The 21,862-nt window shown below is 68.8% G+C and carries 18 protein-coding genes; 5 read left to right on the top strand and 13 right to left on the bottom strand.

Features of this window, described 5'->3' with window-relative positions; all coding sequences use genetic code 11:
• Positions 1-65 precede the first annotated feature (65 nt).
• Positions 66-572, top strand: a complete 507-nt coding sequence (locus QF037_RS20395) for a GNAT family N-acetyltransferase (RefSeq protein ID WP_307027254.1) — start codon at positions 66-68, stop codon at positions 570-572.
• A 120-nt stretch (positions 573-692) separates the two neighbouring features.
• Positions 693-1,007 (top strand): PASTA domain-containing protein, encoded by a 315-nt coding sequence (locus QF037_RS20400; protein ID WP_307027256.1) that lies wholly within the window; start codon positions 693-695, stop codon positions 1,005-1,007.
• Positions 1,008-1,011: 4 nt separating this feature from the next.
• On the opposite strand, the gene QF037_RS20405 is transcribed toward QF037_RS20400, so the two are convergent.
• The 4 genes from QF037_RS20405 to QF037_RS20420 are packed head-to-tail and all read right to left on the bottom strand — an operon-like array spanning position 1,012 to position 5,758.
• The gene (locus tag QF037_RS20405; protein ID WP_307027258.1) at positions 1,012-1,707 is read right to left on the bottom strand and encodes a demethylmenaquinone methyltransferase; all 696 of its coding nucleotides are present in this window, start codon (positions 1,705-1,707) and stop codon (positions 1,012-1,014) included.
• A 46-nt stretch (positions 1,708-1,753) separates the two neighbouring features.
• Entirely contained in the window at positions 1,754-3,082 is a 1,329-nt protein-coding gene (locus QF037_RS20410; RefSeq protein ID WP_307027260.1) for an acyltransferase family protein, read from the bottom strand.
• Entirely contained in the window at positions 3,082-5,349 is a 2,268-nt protein-coding gene (locus QF037_RS20415; protein WP_307027262.1) for a bifunctional polysaccharide deacetylase/glycosyltransferase family 2 protein, read from the bottom strand. The genes QF037_RS20410 and QF037_RS20415 overlap by 1 nt, the downstream gene beginning before the upstream one ends.
• Before the next feature lie 19 nt (positions 5,350-5,368).
• Positions 5,369-5,758 carry a hypothetical protein gene (locus QF037_RS20420; protein WP_307027264.1) on the bottom strand — a complete coding sequence of 130 codons (390 nt, stop codon included), beginning with the start codon at positions 5,756-5,758 and terminating at the stop codon, positions 5,369-5,371.
• 307 nt (positions 5,759-6,065) lie between these two features.
• Between QF037_RS20420 and QF037_RS20425 the strand changes: the two genes are divergently transcribed.
• The gene (locus QF037_RS20425) at positions 6,066-7,070 is read left to right on the top strand and encodes a chitinase (RefSeq protein WP_307027266.1); all 1,005 of its coding nucleotides are present in this window, start codon (positions 6,066-6,068) and stop codon (positions 7,068-7,070) included.
• A gap of 35 nt (positions 7,071-7,105) precedes the next feature.
• Here QF037_RS20425 and QF037_RS20430 read toward each other — a convergent pair whose 3' ends face one another.
• The 4 genes from QF037_RS20430 to QF037_RS20445 all read right to left on the bottom strand — a co-directional run bounded on the left by QF037_RS20430 (position 7,106) and on the right by QF037_RS20445 (position 12,602).
• Positions 7,106-7,570 (bottom strand): imidazolonepropionase-like domain-containing protein, encoded by a 465-nt coding sequence (locus QF037_RS20430; protein WP_307027269.1) that lies wholly within the window; start codon positions 7,568-7,570, stop codon positions 7,106-7,108.
• Positions 7,571-7,577: 7 nt separating this feature from the next.
• A complete protein-coding gene (mqnC, locus tag QF037_RS20435; protein WP_307027270.1) occupies positions 7,578-8,777 on the bottom strand; it encodes a cyclic dehypoxanthinyl futalosine synthase in 1,200 nt (399 codons plus the stop codon).
• Between the two features lie 91 nt (positions 8,778-8,868).
• Positions 8,869-9,600, bottom strand: coding sequence for a prepilin peptidase (locus QF037_RS20440; RefSeq protein WP_307027272.1), 732 nt, complete (start codon positions 9,598-9,600; stop codon positions 8,869-8,871).
• Positions 9,597-12,602: a BTAD domain-containing putative transcriptional regulator gene (locus tag QF037_RS20445; RefSeq protein WP_307027274.1), complete on the bottom strand. Its 3,006-nt coding sequence runs from the start codon at positions 12,600-12,602 to the stop codon at positions 9,597-9,599. The genes QF037_RS20440 and QF037_RS20445 overlap by 4 nt, the downstream gene beginning before the upstream one ends.
• A 317-nt stretch (positions 12,603-12,919) precedes the next feature.
• On the opposite strand from QF037_RS20445, the gene QF037_RS20450 reads away from it, so the two are divergent.
• Positions 12,920-13,588 (top strand): hypothetical protein, encoded by a 669-nt coding sequence (locus tag QF037_RS20450; RefSeq protein ID WP_307027277.1) that lies wholly within the window; start codon positions 12,920-12,922, stop codon positions 13,586-13,588.
• A complete protein-coding gene (locus tag QF037_RS20455; protein WP_307027279.1) occupies positions 13,576-14,643 on the top strand; it encodes a hypothetical protein in 1,068 nt (355 codons plus the stop codon). The genes QF037_RS20450 and QF037_RS20455 overlap by 13 nt, the downstream gene beginning before the upstream one ends.
• An 87-nt stretch (positions 14,644-14,730) precedes the next feature.
• Here the strand turns inward: QF037_RS20455 and QF037_RS20460 are convergent, their stop codons facing one another.
• The 5 genes from QF037_RS20460 to QF037_RS20480 form a co-directional block, all read right to left on the bottom strand.
• Positions 14,731-15,273, bottom strand: coding sequence for a barstar family protein (locus QF037_RS20460; protein WP_307027281.1), 543 nt, complete (start codon positions 15,271-15,273; stop codon positions 14,731-14,733).
• Positions 15,274-15,280: 7 nt separating this feature from the next.
• On the bottom strand, positions 15,281-19,852 hold the full coding sequence (locus QF037_RS20465) for an RHS repeat-associated core domain-containing protein (RefSeq protein WP_307027283.1): 4,572 nt from the start codon (positions 19,850-19,852) through the stop codon (positions 15,281-15,283).
• 84 nt (positions 19,853-19,936) lie between these two features.
• Positions 19,937-20,419, bottom strand: coding sequence for a hypothetical protein (locus QF037_RS20470; RefSeq protein WP_307027285.1), 483 nt, complete (start codon positions 20,417-20,419; stop codon positions 19,937-19,939).
• 22 nt (positions 20,420-20,441) lie between these two features.
• Positions 20,442-20,912, bottom strand: coding sequence for a contact-dependent growth inhibition system immunity protein (locus QF037_RS20475; protein WP_307027287.1), 471 nt, complete (start codon positions 20,910-20,912; stop codon positions 20,442-20,444).
• A gap of 281 nt (positions 20,913-21,193) precedes the next feature.
• Positions 21,194-21,841 carry a hypothetical protein gene (locus tag QF037_RS20480; protein ID WP_307027289.1) on the bottom strand — a complete coding sequence of 216 codons (648 nt, stop codon included), beginning with the start codon at positions 21,839-21,841 and terminating at the stop codon, positions 21,194-21,196.
• Positions 21,842-21,862 lie beyond the last annotated feature (21 nt).

The following is a 21,862-nucleotide window of genomic DNA, read 5'->3' on the forward strand; positions in this document are numbered from 1 at the left end:
CCGACCGGCACTGGACATGGGCAGTCTATTCAGCACGATTGATCACCCGGCTGAAGGGCTGCCCCGTGAACCGAGCTCTCCCCGTAGTAAGGCTGCGCGTCCCCACCGACGAGGACGCCGTCGCCTGGCACCGGATCTTCGACGACCGGGACGTCATGGAGTTCCACGGAGGCAGGTCGGCGGAGCTGTACGTCTACGAGGAACTCACCGCCCGCCAGCGTCGGCACGACGCCGAGCGGGGGTTCTGTCTGTGGACCATGGTCGACGAGAACGGGCAGGTCATCGGGTTCGCCGGCGCCCAGCCGTGGCCGCAGGACTGGGGGCCCAAGGGGGAGATCGAGATCGGCTGGCGGCTCGGGCGGGCGCACTGGGGCAAGGGGTACGCCACCGCCGCCGCGCAGATGACGCTGGAACGGCTGCGGGCGGCGGGCGTCTCCCATGTCGTGGCGCTGGTCAGACCCGGCAACGAACGGTCCGTCGCGGTCACCCGGCGGCTCGGCATGGAGCTCGCGGAGACGTTCCCGCATCCGCGGCTGCCGGAGGACGCGCTGTGCTTCCGCCTTGATCTGTGACGCAGAGTGATAATCGGCTACAGAAAAATACTCAGCGCTTCCAGGTAGCGCCCCAGTGCGGTTACTCTGCCCATACCGCTGGGGGTGACATCTGTGCGAATAACACCCAAAACGCCCGAAGTGCGCGTCCCTCGTCTGGTCGGTCTGATGGCCGTCGACGCGCGCGAGACGGCCAGGGCACAGGACCTGTTCATCAATGCGCCGGACCGCCAGGACTTCCACCTCGCCGTCGTCGACTACGTCGTACGCCAGTACCCGCAGCCCGGCGCCGAGGTGCCGCGGGAGTCGATGGTCTACGTGTGGTTCGACTTCGGTCCGGGTGACGGCGGCGGAGGCATGCGCGAGCCGCGCGTGCCGAACCCGTCGGGCGGCGGGCTCCAGCGCGAGCTGGACGAGCCCGGCGACCCCTGCACGGTCGGGATCGCCCCGCCCTGAACCCTCAGCCCGCCTTGAACCCGCGGTGCAGGGCCACGACCCCGCCCGTCAGGTTCCGCCACGCCACCTTCGACCAGCCGGCCTTCTGCAGACGCTCGGCCAGCGCGGGCTGGTCCGGCCAGGCGCGGATGGACTCGGCGAGGTAGACGTAGGCGTCGGGGTTGGAGGACACCGCGCGGGCCACCGGCGGCAGGGCGCGCATCAGGTACTCGGTGTAGACCGTGCGGAAAGGCGCCCAGGTCGGGTGCGAGAACTCGCAGATCACGACCCGGCCGCCGGGCTTGGTCACCCGGTACATCTCCCGCAGCCCGGCGTCGAAGTCCTGCACGTTGCGCAGCCCGAAGGAGATCGTGACCGCGTCGAAGGTGTCGTCCTTGAAGGGCAGCTTCGTCGCGTCGCCCGCCGTCAGCGGCAGCCACGGGTGGTTCTTCTTGCCGACCCTGAGCATGCCCAGCGAGAAGTCGCAGGGGACGACGTAGGCGCCGGTCTGCGCGAAGGGCAGGGACGAGGTGGCCGTCCCTGCCGCCAGGTCCAGGATCTTCTGCGCGGGCCGGGCGTCGACCGCCTTGGCGACCTCCTTGCGCCACGCCCGGTCCTGGCCGAGCGACAGCACGTCGTTCGTCAGGTCGTACCGTTCCGCCACGTCGTCGAACATCGAGGCGACTTCGTGCGGCTGCTTGTTCAGGGAAGCGCGGGTCACGGGCCCATTCTTGCAGCCGCCCCCGAGGAAACGGCCGAGGCCCCGCTCACGGCAGCAGCTTCGGCTTCTTCCGCGCCGCCACGTCCTCCACCCAGCCGCAGGCCACGACGAACACCGCGATCAGCACCCACCCGACCCCGAACATGAACCACTGGCTCTCCAGCGGCAGATACTTCTCGAAGGCCGGCACGTTCCAGAACTGGTCGATCAGCGGCACGGCGAGGATCAAGGCGATCTCGTGCCAGAGGTAGATCGTCACCGCGCGCGCGTTGAAGACCGTCACGACCCGGTCGAGCCGCCGGAAGCGGGTGAGCCACGCGAAGTCGATCGCGAAGTACGCCTTGGCCCACATCAGCAGCATCACGAACCCGGCCGACCAGAAGGCCTGCGCGAGCGGGATCTCGTCGAGGTCGTAGGTGCCGACCTCGCCCTGGTGGGAGAAGGCGTACCAGCCGCCGTAGCCGACCGCGGCGAACGACAGGACGACCACGAGCGCCGGTTTCATCCTCCGCAGCACGCCGTCGCGGTGCGCGAAGCCGAGGATCCAGCAGAAGAGATACGTCGAGAAGTCCCACATCTCGTTGCCGAGCCGTCCCTCCGGCCCGGACCACACGAAGGTGAGGACCAGGATCGGCGCCAGGGACAGGAAGAGCACCGGGACCGGCGCCGCCCGGAACACCTTCAGCAGAAGCGGGGACAGCAGCACGAACCAGAGATACGTCCGCAGGTACCAGAGGATCTCCCAGGCCTGTACGCCCCACTGGTTCCCCGGCGGATCACCGAACGGCACGATCCAGTAGGCGATCTCCCAGTGCGGCATCCAGTCGTGGACCAGCATCGCGAGGACCACGAAGAAGCCCCAGAACCAGAAGGGGGGCAGCAGCCGGCGGAGCCTGCTCCTCACGACCTTCAGCGCGGGCCGCTCCAGCGACTTCGCCATCAGGGTGCCGGCCAGGCCGAACATGATCCCCATGGAGGGGAAGACCATCCCGCACCAGGCCCACCCGAAGGTGTGATAGGTGACGACCCGGATGAGGGCGACGGCCCGGAGGGTGTCGAAGTAGCGGTCGCGGCCGACGGGCTTCGGCGGCGGCTTCTCCTCCGCCGCCTCTCCCGCGGGCTTTTCCCCTACGACCGCTACTTCGGGCTCGGGTTCCGGCTCGACCGGCGGCAGCGGAGCCGTCTCCTCCACCGCCACGGGCTGCCCGTAGTCCACGTACTGCTGCTGCGGACAGGTCTGTTGCGGATACGCCGGCTGGACATACTGCGGCTGTGCGTATTGCGGCTGCTCATGGCCGCCGTACTCCTGCCCGTTCCCGTCCCCGTAACCGTAGCCGTACCCCTGCTGCTGGTACCCCTGCTGCTCCCAGCTCATCAGCTCGCCCCCGCCGGCGTCCCGACCTCGCCGGTCCGCTTCAGCTTCTGCCAGCGCAGCCGGCCGCCCGTGAGGGCCGTGATGCAGGAGTGGATGAGGACGAGGTACATCATCTGCCGGTAGGCCAGCTGCTGGAGCGGCATCATCAGCAGATAGCGGTACTTCTCCTTGTCCAGCCGGAAGGCGTACGCGGCACAGACCAACTGCACCGCCAGCACCGCGAGCCAGGCCAGCAGCGCCGCCCGGAAGTCGATGAAGATCATCGAGTACGCGGTGAAGACGTCGATCAGCGGCGCGAAGACCGGCGTGACGATCTGGAAGATCACCACCAGCGGCATCCCGACCCGGCCGAAGCGGCCCGAAGGGCCCCTGTCGGTCAGGGACTTGCGGTGCTTCCACAGCGCCTGCATGGTGCCGTACGACCAGCGGTAGCGCTGCGACCACAGCTGCTTGAGCGAACCCGGCGCCTCCGTCCAGGCCTTGGCGTGCTCCTGGTAGACGACCCGCCAACCCGCGCGGTGCATGGCGATGGTGATGTCGGTGTCCTCGGCGAGCGTGTCCTCGCTCATACCGCCGACCTCGAGCACCGCCTCGCGGCGGAACGCGCCGATCGCGCCGGGGATCGTCGGCATGCAGCGCAGCAGGTCGTACATACGGCGGTCGAGGTTGAAGCCCATCACGTACTCGATGTGCTGCCAGGCACCGATGATCGTGTCGCGGTTGCCGACCTTGGCGTTGCCGGCGACGGCGCCGACCTCCGGGTCGGCGAAGGGCTGCACCAGCTGGTGCACGGCGTCCGGCTCGAAGACGGTGTCGCCGTCCATCATGATGACGATGTCGTAACTGGCGTTGCGCACACCGTTGTTGAGGGCGGCCGGCTTACCCGCGTTCTCCTGCCGGATGACCCGGACGTTCGTCATGCCCAGCTCGTGGGCCGCGTTGAGCGAGATCTCGGACGTGCCGTCCGTCGAACCGTCGTCGACGACGATGATCTCGATCGGATGGGTGCTCCGCGCCAGCGACTTGAGGGTGTTGGCAATGCACTCCTTCTCGTTGTACGCCGGGACGATCACGCTCACCGGCCGGGTGACCGTCGGCCCCCAGCTGAAGCGGCGTTTGTTGCGCTGTCTGTAGTGGCGGCGGGCGAGGATCAGCATCATCCCGAACCGCCCCATGACGGCGACGCCGACGACCATGAGGCCGACCGACAGCGTGGGTACGGCGTACTCGGCGACGGCGACGGCCGCGAGCAGGGCCTTGCCCTCGTAGAGGGTCGCTCCGCCGGCCTCGCGGTGGGCGGCCTGGAGGTTGCCGGCACCCGTGCCCCCGCCGGGCTGCTGACCGTTCACGGCGCCCGGTCCGCCGGCCTGTTGGCCGTTCGCCGACTGCTCCTTCTCGATGACGCCGCTGATGGTGGTGAAGGTGTACCCCTTCGCCTTCATCTTCTGGATGTACTGGGGCAGCGCCTTGATCGTCTGCGAGCGCTCGCCACCGGCGTCGTGGAAGAGCACGGACGCCCCGTCGTTGTCGTCCGGTGTCGCCCACTTGACGATCTTCGAGACGCCCGGCTTCTTCCAGTCGTCGCTGTCGGTGTCGACGAAGACGCTGGTGTAGCCGTCCTCGCCGAGCTTCTCGTAGACGGGCCAGCTGTAGTTGTCGATGGCGTCCGTCTCCGAGGAGTACGGCGCCCGGAACAGCGTGGTCGTGATGCCCGCCGCACCCGCGAGGGCCAACTGGGTCTGCTGCATCTCGCGGTTGACCCGGGCGTCGCTCTGATAGGAGAGGTCGACGTGGGTGAAGGTGTGGATGCCCACCTCGTTGCCCTGCTCGACCATGTCCTTCACGATGCCCGGGTAGCGCGAGACCATCGAGCCGACCACGAAGAACGTGGCGGGGACGTCGTACTTCTCCAGGATCTCCAGCACCTGTGGTGTGTACGTCGGGTTGGGGCCGTCGTCGAAGGTCAGCGCGATCGTCTTGTCCGGGACGGAGACGCTCGTCGCCGAGCCGCCGCGGAAGCTGACGATCGGGCCTCCGTCGAGGATCTTGTCCGGCACCTTGCTGGAGCTGGCCCCGTCGCGGACCCGCTCGTCGCCGCCGACCTCGGCGCGCAGATAGCCGTCGAGCAGCATCACGCTGGTCAGCGCGAGCAGGAGCAGTCCGGCGAGGAGGACGCGCGGCTTCTGGAGCGCCGCGGCCTTGCCCGCCGCCCGTCCCAGACGGGAGGGGGCGCGGCGGCGGCCGCGGGAGGGAGTCGTCGTAGTCATAAGGGTGGCTGCGCTCCGGTCAGTCGGCGGTCGCGGCGGCGGACGGTGTGGGCACGCCCGACGGCAGCGCGGGCGGAGATCCGCTGGGCCGCACGCTGCTGCCGATGCCGCCCTGTGGCTGGCTGCCGGGTCCGTTGCCGTTCTGGGCGCCCGGACCGCCCTGGCCCTGGCCGGACCCGAAGGGCAGCAGCGAGGTCGGGGTCGAGGTGCCGATGCCCATGAAGGCGAGGCCCAGGACGACGGCGTACCCCACACACAGGAGACCGACGAGAAGACCGATCCGGCGCAGCAGCTTGGAGCGGCGTCCGGAGTTGTCAACGAACACGGGCCCGTCGGCGGCTCCGTTGCCACGGCGTTTGCGGCGGCGACCACGTTCGGCGCGGTTTTCGATGGCAGGCTCGGAATGCATTCCCCGGACGTTAGAGAGTCTTTATGTGTCCGAAACTCAGGAATTCATGTGAGGCGCGTATGAGAAACGTCTTAACCTGTCTCTTCTCTGAGAGTTCGCTGGAACGGCTGCGCAACTCCCGCGGAGAGGAAAGGGGTTGAATGCCCGCTCTGGGCGCCCGGATCACCCGTTTTATTCGCGCATGCCCATGCGCCCGCTGTGTGAATCCTGTCCTCATGAAGCTCAGCCCCGTGTGAGACATTTCCACTCGCCCAACACAGTTTGTTTCCATCCTGAGACAGAAATCACGAGAGCGGGTGCATGCCGAATGCGGCGTTTCCTGAGGCCGGCGGCAGGGCTGAGTTGCCTGTTTGCCCTGGCCACAGCCGGTTGTTCCGCGGACACCGACACCACCTCGGAAGCGACGCCGGCCCAGTCCGCCGAGGCTTCCGAAGAAACCTCGTCGAGCACCTCGTACGCCCCCTACGTCAGCGCCACGGAAGCCTCCGGCAACGACTCGGCCGGCGCTCCGACGACGTACAACCTGGCCTTCGTGATCGCGGACGGCAGCGACTGCACACCCACGTGGAACGACTCGCACGCCATCGGCGACTCCTCGGTGGCCACCCGGATCTCGGAGCTCAAGGAGGACGGCGCGAGTGTGCGGGTCTCCTTCGGCGGGGCGTCGGGCAAGGAGCTCGCGGAGAGCTGCGGCAGTGCGACGGCGCTCGCGCAGGCGTACGGCGAGGCCCTCGACGCGGCCGGCTCCACCCAGGCCGACTTCGACATCGAGGGTGACGCGCTGACGGACTCCGCGTCGGTGGAGCTGCGGTCGAAGGCGATCGCGCTGCTGCAGAAGTCGCGCGGCGACCTCACCGTGTCCTTCACGCTGCCCGTGATGCCGTCGGGGCTCGACGACGACAGCCTCGCGCTGCTGGAGTCCGCCAACAACAGTGCCGTACAGGTCTCGACGATCAACCTCATGACCATGAACTACAGCGAGACGTACGACGAGGACATGGGCGACTACGCGATCACCTCGGCGAAGGCCGCGCATACCCAGCTGAAGGATGTCTTCGGGACGTCGGACGCCGTCGCGTGGCGGGCGATCGCGCTGACGTCGATGATCGGGGTCAACGACGTCGACAACGAGACGTTCACGTTGTCGGACGCGGCTCAGGTGCGGGCCTTCGCCGAGGAGAAGGAGATCGGGTGGGTGTCGATGTGGTCGACGTTCCGGGATCAGGAGTGTGACGACGAGGGTGACGAGCTCACCAACTGCAGCGGGGTGGAGCAGAGTTCGGGCGCTTTCGCGGAGGCGTTCGCGGAGTAGTGGGTCGGCTGCGGGCCGCCTTGGGGGCGCTCCGACTAACGGCGTCTGTGGACCAGCCGGCCCGCGCACACCGTCGCGATGCACTCGCCGCTCTCGTCGAAGACGGCCAGATCCGCGCGGCCGGCATGGACGAAGCCGTACGGGCGGCGGACGGGCATGGTCGGCGGCACCACGATGATGTCGTTCCGGGCGGCGGCGGCCCTCAGTTCGGGGGTGTCGACGTACGCCTCCAGGACGGCTGTCGCCCCCGTTTTCAGCAGCGCGTGCATGCGCTCACGCGGTGTCGGCGCGTCCGGGATCGGGCCCTGGTGGAGGAAGGCGGGACCGAGGACGCCGGGCCAGCGCCGCACCCGGGCGTCCGGAAACTGCTCCTGGACCTCGGCCAGCGTCCCCATTCCGACGACCCGGTTGCCCTGCACGGCCACGGCGCCGCCCGGCACCGGCTCCAACTCCTCGTCCCACCCGTACCGCAGCGCCTCGGCGGCGTGAATTGTCAGCACGGGTACGTCAGTTGGACGCGAGGATCTTCAGCTCGGGATGTGCCGTGCCACCCTCGATCGCCGTCGACGAGATGTGGGACACGATCCGCGCGTCGACGGGGTCGTGCGCCGGGTCGTCGTGGACGACGAGGTGTTCGTACGTGGTGGAGCGCTGGGCCGGGACCCGTCCCGCCGTACGGATCATGTCGATCATTTCCTGGAGGTTGGAGCGGTGCTTGGCACCGGCCGCCGAGACGACGTTCTCCTCCAGCATGATCGAGCCGAGGTCATCGGCGCCGTAGTGCAGGGTCAGCTGCCCCGCGTCCTGGCCGGTGGTCAGCCAGGAGCCCTGGATGTGGGCGATGTTGTCCATGAAGAGCCGGGAGATCGCGATCATCCGCAGGTACTCGAAGATCGTGGCCTGTGTGCGGCCCTTCAGGTGGTTGTTCATCGGCTGGTAGAGGTACGGGATGAAGGCCCGGAAGCCGCCGGTGCGGTCCTGTACGTCACGGATCATCCGCAGGTGCTCGATGCGCTCGGCGTTGGTCTCGCCGGTGCCCATGAGCATCGTGGAGGTGGACTCCACGCCCAGGTTGTGCGCGGTCTCCATGATCTCCAGCCAGCGCTCGCCGGACTCCTTGAGGGGCGCGATGGCCTTGCGGGGGCGCTCGGGCAGCAGCTCGGCGCCGGCGCCGGCGAAGGAGTCGAGACCGGCAGCGTGGATGCGCTGGATCGCCTCCTCCACGCTCACCTTGGAGATGCGGGCCATGTGCTCGACCTCGGACGCGCCGAGGGAGTGGATGACCAGCTGCGGGAATTCCTTCTTGATCGCCGCGAAGTGCTTCTCGTAGTACTCCACGCCGTAGTCCGGGTGGTGGCCGCCCTGGAACATGATCTGCGTACCGCCCAGCTCGACGGTCTCCGCGCAGCGGCGCAGGATGTCGTCGAGGTCGCGGGTCCAGCCCTTGTCCTTGGCCGTGGGCGGGGCGTAGAACGCGCAGAACTTGCACGCCGTCACGCAGACGTTGGTGTAGTTGATGTTCCGCTCGATGATGTACGTCGCGATGTGCTCGGTCCCGGCGTACCGACGGCGTCGTGCCGCGTCGGCGGCCGCGCCGAGCGCGTGCAGCGGGGCGTCGCGGTAGAGGTCGAGCGCCTCCTCCGGAGTGATCCGCCCACCGGATGCGGCGCGGTCGAGGACGGACTGAAGGTCGGCCTTCTCGGTCACCGGAGCGTCCCTTTCGTCAAGGGTTGTGGACGGAACCATCCGTAATGGACGGACTGCGCCAGCCTACGCCAGCGGTTTTGCGAGGCACACGTCAGGCCGCGTACGCGCCGATCAGCAGTCCGACGAACGCCCCCATGATCAGGAACGGTCCGAACGGGATCGACGTCTTGCGCCCCGCCTTCCGCGCGACGACCAGCGCACCGCTGTACAGCGCCCCCAGCAGGAACCCGGCGAAAGTCCCCAGCATGACCGTCGGCCAGCCGTACCAGCCCAGCACCGCCCCCGCCCCGAGCGCGAGCTTCACATCGCCGAAGCCCATGCCCGCGGGGTTGATCAGGAACAGCACGAAGTAGCCGCCGCCGAGCGCGAGGGCGCCCAGGAGTGCTGTCGGCCAGTCCCCGGTGTGCTCGGGCACGAACGACATCATGCCCAGCAGCGCGAGGGCGGCGCCCGCGAGCGGCAGGGTCAGGACGTCGGGCAGCCGCTGCACCCGCAGGTCGACCACGGCCAGCAGTACGCCGACCGGGGCGAGCAGCAGCCAGACGGCGATCTCGGGCCGGGTGCCGGTCGCGGCGGCGAGGGCGGCGCAGACGAGAGCGGTGAGGGTGGAGAGAAGGGCCACGGGAGGGCCGTAGGACTGTTCGCGCTGTTCGCACTGCTTGCAGCGCGCCCATCCGATCCACCCCCCGAGCGGATGCCCGCCCGGGCAGGTGGTCCGCCACTCCTCCCCCGACGGGACGGAGAACCGATAGGCGGCCTTCGGCAGAAACGCACCCGCCGCCGCGCCCCACAGCGCGGCGGCGATCACGAGAAAGGTGGTCATCCCACGGCCGCGACGCCGTTGCGCCACGTAGGCAGGAGCTCGTCGAGCAGTGCCTCGGTGCGCGGCGGCAGGCCACGGGCCCCGCTGCGGGTGATGAGGTCGGCGGCGAGGGCCTGGAGCCGGTCGGTGTCACCGGTGGCGTGGGTGGCGCGGAGCAGTTCGTGCCAGAGGCGCTCGTCGCCGGGCGCGGAGTTGAGGGCGGCGCCGAGCGCCTCGATGGCCTTCTCCGCGCGGTCCTTGACCAGGTGGAACTCGGACAGCGCGAGGCCGATGTCCGCGACGAGGAGCGGAAGTTGGGCGTCGATGATCTCGTGGGTGAGCCAGCGGTAGCGCCCCTCGGGCCGGTCGGCGAGGAGCGGGCCGCGGACGAGGACGAGCGCGTCGGTGAGCAGCCGGCCGCGCACGACACGACTGTCGACGCCGCGGCCCTGCGTGGCCTCGTGGTAGAGGGAGCGCAGGACGTCGAGGTCGGAGACGACGGTCTTGGCGAGCGTGAGCCGCCCGGTGCTGTCGGTCTTGAGGCGCGGCGAGCCGTCGGGGTCGGTGCCGAGCCAGGCCCGGAGCCGGTCGAGGAGGGCTTCTCGTACGTCGTCCGTGACGCCGCGCGGCCAGAGCGCGGAGGACAGCACGCGCGGGTGGACGCCCTCGCGGTGCAGGAGCAGCAGGGCGAGCGCCTCGTGGAGCAGGGCGCTGCGGTCGCCGTCGGGGGTGTCGAGGCCGATGATCTCGTACGGTCCGACGAGCCGCGCGTACACCGCGGGCCGTCCCTGCTCGCTGACGTCGACGAGGAACGGGGGTGCGGTGGCCGGCCCCTGCGGTTCGCGCTCCGGGTCGGACTCGACGAAGAGTTCGACGACCGCGCGCTGGAGGGGGACGGGCAGGAGCTGGGCGTCGAGTTCGAGGCCGAGCAGCGGGGCGAGCAGCTTGCCCTCGCCGGTGATCTCCATCTCCCAGGCGGCGCCGGGCAGATCGCCGCTCTCGGTGCCGACGAGGTAGCCGATGCCGAGCCGGCCGGCGTCCGCGGCGAGTTCGGCGAGCTTCATCGCGTCGTCGGCGGAGGGCTCGGCGGCGAGGAGGACGAGGTGCGGGGCCCAACGGGTGTGCTGGGCGGGGCCGGTGCGCCCGGTGAGGACCGAGTCGTGCCCGGCGGCCCCCAGCGCGCCGCGCCGCTGCCGGGTCTCGGCCTCCATGGTCTCGACGAGGTCGGCGATCCCTTCGAGGTGCCGCAGCCGGTTGGGCGCGAGGGGCGTGAGGTCCTCGCCGAAGCCGACGAGGGTGATGGTCATGCGGTCCGACCAGCCGTTGGTGGCCAGTTCGGCGGCGACGGAGGCGAAGACGGCGGCACGGTCGGCCTCGCTTCCGCTCAGCGACACGATGCCGGGCACCGACTCCAGGTTGAGCAGCAGCCGGGAGTCGTCCAGGGTGCCGAGGCTGACGAGGCCGGGGTAGGGGGCGGCGGCGTCGACGTCCTCGTACCGCTCGGCGTCGGTGCGCGCGAGCATCCAGAACGTCTGGTCCTGGCCGAGCTGCCAGGGAGCCGGCGGGTTTCCGGACGGCTGGGCGAGCTGGAGGTGAAGGTCACCGTTGCCGCTGAGCCAGGTCGCGTAGACGGTGGGCAGGGGGCGCGACTCGGCGGCGAGGGAGGCGGCGAGCCCGCGCAGGGAGCGGTCCAGCAGTCGTACGCCTTCGGGGTCGGCGCCCACGAGCAGGGCGTCCTGCGCGTCGGCGGCGTCCCCGGTCGGCGTGGGCGGCTCCATGCCGCGCCGCCCGCCGACGGCACCGAAGGCCGACTGCCACAGGGCCTGCCGGCGGCGACGCCCGAGGGCGCCGAGGAGTCCGGCGGCGAGGAGGGGGGCGCCGACGAGCGCCTGCGGGAGACCGAAGGCGTCGGAGGCGGCGTTCGTGGATGTGGCGTGCTGCTGGTGCTGCTCCTGGTGGCCGGTCTGCCGGTCGGTCTGCTGGTCGGGGGCGGGGCGCTGCTCCGGGAGGGAGGCGTGGCCGGTGCCACCGCCTTGCTGTGCGCCGCCGCCCTGCTGGGCTCCGCCGCCCTGGGCGTGGTCGCCGCTCTGGCCGTAGTCGTGGATCTGCTGCTGGGCGGCGGAGCCTCCGGACGCCTCGGGCATCTCGACGAGGTCCCCGCCCCGGGCGTCGCCCGGCATCTCCATGATCCAGCCGGGCCGGATGAGGCTGGCCTCGGACAGCTTGGAACCGTCCGGCTGCACCCGGTCCTTGTTGAGATCGAAGATCTCCTTGTACCGGCGCCCGTCACCGAGGTGCCGTTCGGCGATCTCCCAGAGGGAATCGTGATGACGGCCCTCGGGCGGCTGGATCCGGTAGTACTTCGTGTCGTCGGCCTTGGACGCGCTGCCCCCGGCATCGGCGTGCGCGGCGGCGCCGGCGGCCTGCTCGGCGAGGGCCGCGGCAGTGCTCGCGGCCTGCTCCTGCTGCTGGGCGAAGAGGCCGCCGCCGGGGGTCTGCTGTGCGGCGGCGACCGTGCCCCGCTGGTTCCCCTCCATGTCGTGCCCGAGCTGGGACAGCCCCGGGGTGAGGCTGGCGGCGGTGGCGCCGACGAGCAGGAGGGCGGCGACGAGCTGCCGGGCGAGGAGCTGGCTGGGGCCGGAGCCGGGAACGCGGCCGGGGACGCCGATGCCGGAGACGGCGGCCTTTATCTCGACGAGCACACAGGCGGTGAACTGGGCCCACGCGAGCCACACGATGACCGTGAGGATGTTCAGGAAGGTGCCGGTGGTGATGGGCTTCTGGAGCCACTCGAGCTCAGGCACCCCGTGGGGCAACGGCCACCCGACGGACACGGCCAAGGCGCCCGGCACTCCCACGACCAGCACCAGCAGCGCGACGAACGCGAAGAACGCCTTGACGAAGTCCCCGAACGAACGCCGCCGGATCCGCACGGGCTGCGGAGTCCGGTTCCTCGGGGTACTCGGGCTGCCCGTCGAGCTTCCCGTCGAGCTTGACGAGCTGGAAGTGCGGCGTCGCGGCATGGCGGGTGTCCTGGGTGGTGTGTGAAGGGAGTGGGTGTGGGTGTGCTGAGGGGTGTACTGAGCCTACAGAGATCTTATGTACGGCGTCGAAGGTCGGGCAGGGCCCTGTGGACAACCTCTCGGATCACTTCCTCACGACCTGCCGGACATGCCCGAGTTGGCGCCTCTTTGACCTTCAACCTGTGCCGCCGTTCGCAATCGCCACGCCACACCCTCACGCTCTCTGCACAATGCTCCGCAGGCAGTTAAAGGCCCCTCACCCACCCCTGATAGCTTCGTTCCCCGTTGCACACGCCGACCTCCGGGGGAGATCCATCGTGGCCCGCCGCGCCCTGCCCGTCACCGCCGCCGCGTTCGCCATGACGGCGACCCTTCTGCTCACCGCGTGCGGTGGGGGTGACGGGGGGTCTCCGGATGACATCAAGGGGGCGGGCACGGCGTCGGGGAGTCCGTCGGCTTCCGCCTCCGCGTCGGCATCGCCCGTTGCCGACAGACCGGATGTGAGCCTTCCCGCGGACCTGGACCTGGTCTTCGACTTCGAGAAGCCGTCGGACGCGGACAACGCGGCCGCACTCGCCGACGCGGAGAACTACGTCCGCGCGCTGAACCACGGCGTCACGCGGCAGGACCCCTCCGACCCCGCCTATCAGTACTACTCCGCCGGGGACGCGGCCCGGTACGCGAACACGCAGATCAAGGAGTACGTGAAGGGCGGCTGGACGCTCACCGGCAAGGACCGTTACTACCGGGCGGAGACCAGCGCGGCCGGCGACTCGAAGTCGGTGAAGCTCGTGCGCGTCTCCTTCTGCGAGGACGCCTCGAAGGTCTACGGCAAGGAAGTGAAGAGCGGGAAGGTCCTCCACACCGAGGAAAGCCCGGACGATTTCCTCAAGTTCAACCTCGTCATGGCGTCCGCGAAGGGCTCGCCGGTGTGGCGTGCCCAGCAGATCACCGTCAAGGAGAAGGCGACGGAATGCCAGGAGTGATCTCCCCCCGGCGCGCGACGTGGGTTCTGGCCCTCACCGCGGGAGCCCTCGTCTGGACCGCGGGCACCGCGTACGCGGGCAAGCCCGTGCCCGGCGGCCACAACACCACGGAGGGCGGCGCCGACGGGAAGACCCTGCTGGCCTCGGCCGGCCAGTCCCGGATCAAGGTCACCCAGGTCAGTGGTCCCACCGGCGGCAAGCGCGGTGCCGTCTCGTCCCTGGACGTCAACTGGAAGCCGCCGGCCTGCTGGTACGAGCCGGTCTTCACCCCCGCGGCACTGAAGGACTTCTCGGAGACCAACGGGGTCGGGGACGTCGGCATCCACGAGTACTGGGCCGGCAAGGGACTCTGGACGGACCACTACCGGGACGACAAACCCACGACCAACGTCTTCGAGAACGGTGCGAGCGTCGAGGGCTACAAGAACTACAACCTCGGCCAGGACGGCTACTTCTGGCGCAGCGTCGCACCGGACATCTCCGACCCGGACTCCTGGGACTGCACCCGCATCATGTTCTGGCAGTCGGCGGGCGAGATTCCGAAGATCGCCCACGCGCCCACCCCGAAGACGCTCGCCGAGTACGCCTACAACAAGGTCGAGGTCCCGGACACCGAGATCGAGCTGAAGCCCACCACCAAGTCCACGGTGAACCTGCCCACTTGGGTCTGGCTGGACAAAGCCACCTTCCAGGACGTCAAGGTCCGCGCCGAGCTCCCGAACACGGGGCTGTGGGCGGAGACCACGGCCAAGCCCGTCGCCCTCCACCTCGATCCGGGCACGGCGGACGCGCAGACCTACCCCGCCTCCGGGGACTGCGAGATCAACGCCGACGGCAGCATCGGCACACCGTACGAGAAGGGCGCCGACGGGACCCCGCCCTGCGGCATCCGCTACCTCAAGGCCACGGACGGCACGCCCTACCGCCTGTCCGCCTCGGTGACCTGGCAGATCACCTGGCAGGGCGCGAACGGCACCGGCGGCGACCTGCCCGACGGGACCTTCGAGACGACGCAGGACATGAACGTCCAGGAGATCCAGTCGATCAACCGCTGACGTGCCGTCCCTTCGGGACCGTTCCACACAGTCGACACGTTTGTTCGTAGGGCAACGTCACGCACTGGCACCAGGGAAGATACCGGTTCAATGCCATTCGTCGGGGTTGAGTGCCGCCCCCACGAATCCGTCTCCCGTGGTGACTGTCAGGTCCGGCTGGCTCACCAGGCGGGCGATCTTCTCCGCATCAAATTCGCGGAACTCGAGAACGAAATGTTCGGCGATGGCGGGTCGGTCCAAGGGGAATCCATCCAGGTCGACCGCTGAGTTCGCGCGGTCGGCTCCTTGGCAGAGGACCGATACGAACAGTGGGAAGTGTTCCACCTCCAGCAGCCGGTCCGCCTCATCGATGACGGCGGCGATCCCTACTCCGCCGGTCACCGCGCCGCACAGGTCGTCCAGGCAGTCCACCATCGCGTCCCAGTTCCAGCCGAAGTAACCGTGAAACTGCAACACTTCGGCGAAGGCGGCATAGATCCCGCGCTCAGTCACCAGATCGCGGGAGTCGAAGCGATGGACATGCCCGCCCTTCGCCTCCAAACGTGCCAGCTGCCGACGGACCTCGGCATCGCCCTGGGGAACGAAGACAACCCAGGGTTCTGAAGTCCCTGTGATATCGAAATCGGTCATTTCTGAATCACCCTGTGAATTCACCAACGTAGTAGAAAGTTCCATAGTGGTCTGGCGTGTAATACGCGGGACCGGGACCGTCCTTTGGCGTCAGCAGGCGTTCAGTGCCTCTGATTTCCTTGCCACAGCCGGGCGCGCTGCAGTGCGGGAGGTCGACCTTGGCGTTGACGTCCCATTCCTTGTACTTGCCCCCGGGCAGTTGAGACTTGTTGTTACCCCAGTTCGCGTTGCCATGGTAACCGTCGACCTTCCCGATGCCTCCGGGGCGGGCGTTGACCTTGTTCAGCATGTCCGTGGCGCTCTGAGGGGCAGGACCGGGGAGAAGGCCGGGGCCGTCGGGACTGCCGGTGTCGCCGCCATGCTGATGACACAAGGGCGCGAGACCCATCGGGTCCGACCATGTGTGGGGGTTGTGGACATACGTGACGGGGTTCGGCGCCGGGAGCAGGCCGAGGGGGTCGGGGCTGGTGTAGCGGGCCGTCTCGGGATCGTAGTGACGGTGATGGTTGTAGTGGAGGCCGGTCTCCGGATCGTGGTACTGGCCGGGGAATCGCAGCGGCGTGTACGCGCTCGCACCCCTGTTCCAGGCAGTGTTCCCCCACAGGGTGGACCGTGTGTGCCAGGCGATCTCGCCATCCGGGGAAACCAGTTCGGTCGGGGTGCCGACGAGGTCGGTGACGATGGCGAAGAAGCGCTCGTCGATCGTCTCCTGCGGAGCTTCCGCTGCCCAGATCCGCTCGGCCTGGCTCAGGGGAGAGAGACCGTCGTGGTCCCAGGTGAGCGTGGTGTGGCCGCCCGTGTCGCCGTGCTCGGTGGTCTGTTCGCAGAGGGTGTTGCCGTCCCATGTGAAGACGGTGCGCTCCAGGACGGTCTCCCCGTCGGCGCCGAGCCGGAGCTTCGCGGTCCGCCGTCCCAAGGGGTCGTAGGTGTAGCGCCAGCGGCTGCCGTCCGGTGTGGTGACGGCAGTGAGCCGGTCGTCTGCGTCCCACTCGTAACGCCAGACGTCGGGCTTGCGGGAGAGCCGGGTCTTGCGTCGTACGACCACACGTCCCTGGGCATCGTGCTCGTGGTGAACTCCGCCCGCTCGCGTCAGTCGCGTTCCCGAGTACTCGCGCGGTCCGGCAGCCTCGTGGCCAGGATGCTTCGCCGGCCAGTCGGCCTCGGTCTGGTTGCCCGCGGAGTCGTACGCATAGCGCTCGTTCCACCCGTCGGCGCGTACCGCTGTCACACGGCCCTGAGCGTCGAGATCGAAGCGCCGGCTGCCCGTGCGGGAATCCTGAATCGCTGTGAGGTGACCGTCGGGTCGATAGGTGTAGGAACGCTCGGCGACCCGGTGCTCTCCCGGGGCCGTGCTCACCTGCCTGACCAGGCGGTCGAGGCTGTCGTAGCCGTGGCTGAGGGTAAGTGCGTTGTCTATTCGACGGGTGATTTCCCGGTCTGCCGCGTCGTGTACGAAGTCGATGACGTGACCCGCTGCGGCCAGCCGGGCGGTGCGTCCCGCGTCGTCGTACTCCCAGGTGCTGCGGGCGCCCGAAGGGGTGGTGCGCAGTGTCCGGTTGCCGGCGGCGTCGTAGGCGAAGCTCATGGTCCGGCCGTCGACGACCTCCTTAACACGACGGCCGAGCGCGTCGAGTTCCACCCGAAGGCTGCTGTCGGGACCGGCGGCCTCGGTCAGCGATCCGTTCGCCGTGTAGGCGTAGACGGTGGTCGTGCCATCGGCGTCCTTCGCGGTGATCCGCCCCAGCGCGTCCCGCTGGTAACGGATGCTCTGGCCAAGGGCATTGGTCCGGGCGACCAGGCGGCCCGCGGCGTCGTAGGCGTAGCGGGTGGTGCGCCCGTCGAAGTCGGATTCTGTCAGGAGTTGCCCAGCCGCGTCATAGCTGTAGTTCCAGGTCAGACCCTGCGGGTTGGTCACCGAGGTGAGGCGGAGTTCCGCGTCGTGGGTGAATGTGTGCAGCTCACCTCCTGGGCCGGTGCGGGTACTGAGCCGGTCGAAGTGGGTGTACTCGAAGGTGGTCGCATGGCCGACGGCGTCCACATGACGGACGCAGTTGCCCTCGCCGTCGTACTCCCACGTCTCGCACGACCCATCGGGTTGGACACGCCTGGTGGGCAGGCCCTCGACGGTCCGTTCGAAGCAGGTCTCGTTGCCGAGCGCGTCAGTCACGGCGATGGCCAGGCCGAAGGCGCTGTACCTGTAGCTCGTGGTGTTGCCGAGGCCATCCGTAACCGTGAGCGGGAGGCCAGCGGCGTTGTTCGTATAGGTGGAGGCACGGCCAGATGCGTCCCGGGCCTCGATGAGGCTGCCGTCCGCTCCGCGAATGAAGTGGGAGGTCGCACCGACAGGGTCCGTGATGGCGGTGACGTTTCCATGTTCGTCGTTGGTGTACTGCCAGTGAGCGCCGTCCGGCAGCGTGACAGCCGTGAGGAGATGCCGGTCGTCGTAGACCGCACGCACGACCGATCCGTCGGGCCGAACGACCTCGACCGGCTGCCCCGCGTCGTTATTCACGAAGCCCGTGCGGTGACCGAGTTGATCCGATGTCGCGATGACGTGCTGACGAGCGTCGTAGGTGGTGGTGACTGTGCCGCCCAGCGCGTCGATCTCGGCGACAACCAGGCAACGATCGTCGACAACGAAGCGGGAGACGGCACCGTCGGCGGTGGTGAGGGTGGTGACACGGCAGTCGGGCCAGGATGGATCGGTCCCGTCGTAGGCGAGGGTGATCGCGATGTGCCCAGCCTCGCCGCCCTCGGCGAGGCAGCGGTCCTGGTCGTCGTATGCGTAGAGGTAGCGCCTGTTGTTCGTGTCCTCCCACGAGATGATGCGCAGTCGCTCGTCGTAGGCGAACTGGAGGGGCAGACCTGAGGAGTTGGTGACCGAGGTGAGGTTGCCGTCGGTGTAGCCATAGCGCTTGACCACGACGTCCGAGCCGTCCTCGGCCGCTCCGGCCAGGCTCAGGGACGTGACACGGCCGTCGTCGGTGGTGATCTTGAGGTGATAGCCGCCGGAGTGGCGGATCGCGACTGGCGTGCCGTTCTCGTCGTAGTCGAAGGTGATCGTGTGCTGGTTGCGGTCGCTGATGCGTGCCAATAGGGCGCTGCCGTCGGCGGTGGGGCGGGAGAAGTGATGTGCGTGGCCGGTGAGCGGGCTGTCGACGCGGTATCCGCCGTTGTCCAGTCGGGTCAAGGGCCGGCAAGGGCCGGTCTCGGGCAGGACCGACACGTGCGAGTTCGAGGGGTGGGGGTAGGTGAGGAGCAGACCGTCCTCGGTGACGAGGACGATGCCGGCGTCATCAACTTCGAGGCGCTGGTCGATGGTGGAGGCCCACGTGGGGCCGAACCACCATCCGCAGCGGTAGTCGGAGGCGACCCGGCGGGTGAACGCCAGGGGCAGCAGGCCAGGCAGATCCACGTCGGTCTGCGGCAGGTACATTGCGCCCGAGGCCATGTCGACCGGGTCACTGCCCTTGGACTTCACAAGGTTCTTGGCTCGGTCGTACGCGCCTTTGGCCCCGTCGGTGACCATGGTCCGGGCGTTCTTCCCCAGGCCGCGCACCGCCAGCCCCATGCCTTTGAGGCCGCCCTTGAGCCCCTTCATCGCGGCCATGCCGCCCTTGAGGCCCTTGGCAAGGCCGCCGAGCGTGGTCAGGCCCTTCATGCCGGGTATGCAGTCCAGCGCGGCCAGGCCCACATCCCATAGGGACGCCTGGCCTTTCGAGTATTTGTAGAGCGTGTCCGCGAGCACGACGAGCGCGGCGATGAGGACGATCGCGCCGAGGATCGGACCGCCGATGATCATCGCGACGATACCGACGACCGCGACGACGACTTTGCAGACGGTGACGATGTTGTCCCAGTTGTCGGTGAACCAATCCCCGACCTCTTCCCACCAGGACCGGTTCTGGATACCGGCGTCGGAGGCCTCATCGATCTTCGTCTTGGCCTCGCGGGCGGCGTCCTCACGCATCTTGCGGGCGTCGGCGGCCATCTTCTTCGCCGCGTCCAGGGCATCCTGTGCACTGTCGACGTCCGACTGGGCGCTGGTCTGCGCGGACTTGGCGTGCTGGGCGTCCCGGGTGGCGGCCCTGACCTTGGACTCGTCGGGCTTGTCCGCGTCGGACTTGCTGCCGGTGGGATCGTCCTTGTACTTGTCGGCTTCCTTGCTCGCCCGGGTCACCCACGAATCGGCTGAAGCAAGGCGTGAGTTGGCCGAGGACAGATTCGCCTGCGCCTCACGCGCCTTGGCGAGAGCCTTGTCGGCGAGAGCCTGGGCACGCTCCAGCTTGGGCCAGAAGTCCGCGAGCGCGTCCCCGCACTTGGCGTAGGACTTCTCCAGCTTCTTCAGGTTCTTCGGGACCCCGCCGAACTCGTCCTTGAAGACTTCCGCCGACTTGCCGGCCCACTGCAGCAGGGTGTCCTCGTCCGACATGCCCTTGACGAGGCGGAGCGCGTCGGAGACGTCGTCGGCGAAGTCATGCAGCGTCCTGGCCAGACTCCGGACCCGGTCCGGATCCCCCGGCGTCGGATCCTTGTCCAGGTCGAGGACATGCCAATCCGCCGGTCGATGCCCCGCCATAGTGCGACCCCCGTCACCTGCGCATCACGAACAACAGCTATGTGCACACGCGAACTTACAGGGCACTCCCGTTCGACGTGAAGCTCAGCCGGACCGAGAGCCTCGCACGGCCCGCCACGCCTCGCCGACCGCCTCCACCGGGCGCAGCCACCAACGCAGCAACGTCTCCCGCACCGTCACGTACACCCACCGTCGCTTCAACCACGGCGGCAGGTCCCGGAAGGGCACGAACGACAGCGTGTCGTCGATCGCGTGATCGGCGGCTCCGCCGATGCCCTCCGCGCGGAGGGCGGCGTACAGCTCCGGAGTCAGTCGGCCGTCGAGCCGGGCCAGGTGGGCGGTCGCCGTGAAGGGGAAGTCCCGCCCCGGGCCGGGCAGCAGCTCCAGTGCCCGGATGATCCGCGGTGACACCACCTCCGGCGGGCAGTTGAGGGCGAGGCCGATCACCGCCGCGCCGAGGTACCGGTCGGCACGATCGAGCGCGGCGTCCACCTCGGCGGGGTCGTCCATGCCGAGCAGGCCCTTGCCGGTCTCCCAGTTCCAGTCGGGTGTTATCGCAACCACCACTTGTCGGAGTTGTTCGGCAACTTCACACCTCTTCGGGACGGGTGGAGAGAAAGGCTTCCAATTCACGCTTCACGTAGCGTGAAAGGTCGGTCAGCCCGGTTACGGTATCCCGCAACTCACGTGCCGAAGCCGGGATATCCACCCACGCTTCCGGCCTTCTGGTGACGACCGCATAGAGCAGATCCTCGTCGTACCAACCGCCGGCCGCCTGACGGGGGGCGGTGTCCCGGAGGAACTCCACAGCCAGTGGAAGCAGCCAGGGCAGGCCAATGTCCTGGCCGATCAAGCGAGCAAGCTCATGCGGTTCGAGCAGGCCGACCGGACGGCGGCGCAGCTCATGAATGTTCATGACCATGGCGGTCGTGTCCGGGGGCGGGTCCGGCCAGCTATGCCCGTCGAGCTGTTCCAGGGAGCGGCTGCGGTCGATCGTCTGAGGCACGAGCGGGATCTTTTCATGCACTTGCTCACTGCCCCACTCACCAGTGATGGTCATGGTCCGACGGTCACGCACGCCTTCATCCTGGCCGCAGCCTGCGCAAGCTACCGGGTCGCTCGGGGTCGGCACCCAGCAGTGCAGCCGCCTTCTGCACGGCGGATACGACGAGACGGGTGCCCGGCTCAGCCCCAGGGGCTGGTGGGCGCCGCGATGGTGCGGGCGGGCACAAAGTCCGTCAGCGACTCTGCCCGCCGCGGCGCCCAGGTCCAGCACCGCCCACAGCGGGCCGAACACGTCGTACGCCAACCCCTTCTCGGGAACCCGCGCCACCGCCGCTGTCAGCCGCTGAACCGGAACGTCGACGTGATCGCGTCGAAGATGTCGAAGAAGGAGTCAGCCAGGTCCAGCACCTGGCTGCTCCCCGCCACCAGCGCGACCTTGCCCTCCTGCCCCGGCACGGGAATGTACGTCTGCATCAGTACGGCCCGGATGGTCCGGTTGAGCGCGTCGTCGGGTACGACGATGTCCTCGACGCCGTACGTCCGTGCCGCCGGCCCGACCCCCGGGATGTCGACGGTCGTCACCTTCCGCCAGGAGTCGCCCTCCTTCTTGGCTTCCTTGACGCCAAGCTGGCCGGCGATGACGGAGGGGTCGTTCGACAGGGGCTCGCCCCGCTCGTTGCGACCGCCCACCATCGACACCGTCACCGAGCCCGTGATCGGTGTTTCGCCGCCGAAGCTCTCCGCCATGCAGCCGCAGTACAGCGCGCCGGACTTCCACGCGTCCGCCGCGGCCTTGCGGAGGAAGTCCATGTAGGTGTCGCGGTACTGGGCGAGCTCCGGGTGCTGCTGGACGCGTTCGTTCACCATGCGGCGGATCGAGTCGTCCCGGGACTCCGGTCGTACGTCGAACTCCCACCACGACTCGGGGACCTTGATACGGAAACCCCCGCGCTCGACCGTGAGCGCCTCCATGTAGCGGGCCATGTTGCCGACCGACCTTCCCCG

The organism is Streptomyces canus (genome assembly GCF_030815415.1).
GTDB classification, from domain to species: domain Bacteria; phylum Actinomycetota; class Actinomycetes; order Streptomycetales; family Streptomycetaceae; genus Streptomyces; species Streptomyces canus_F.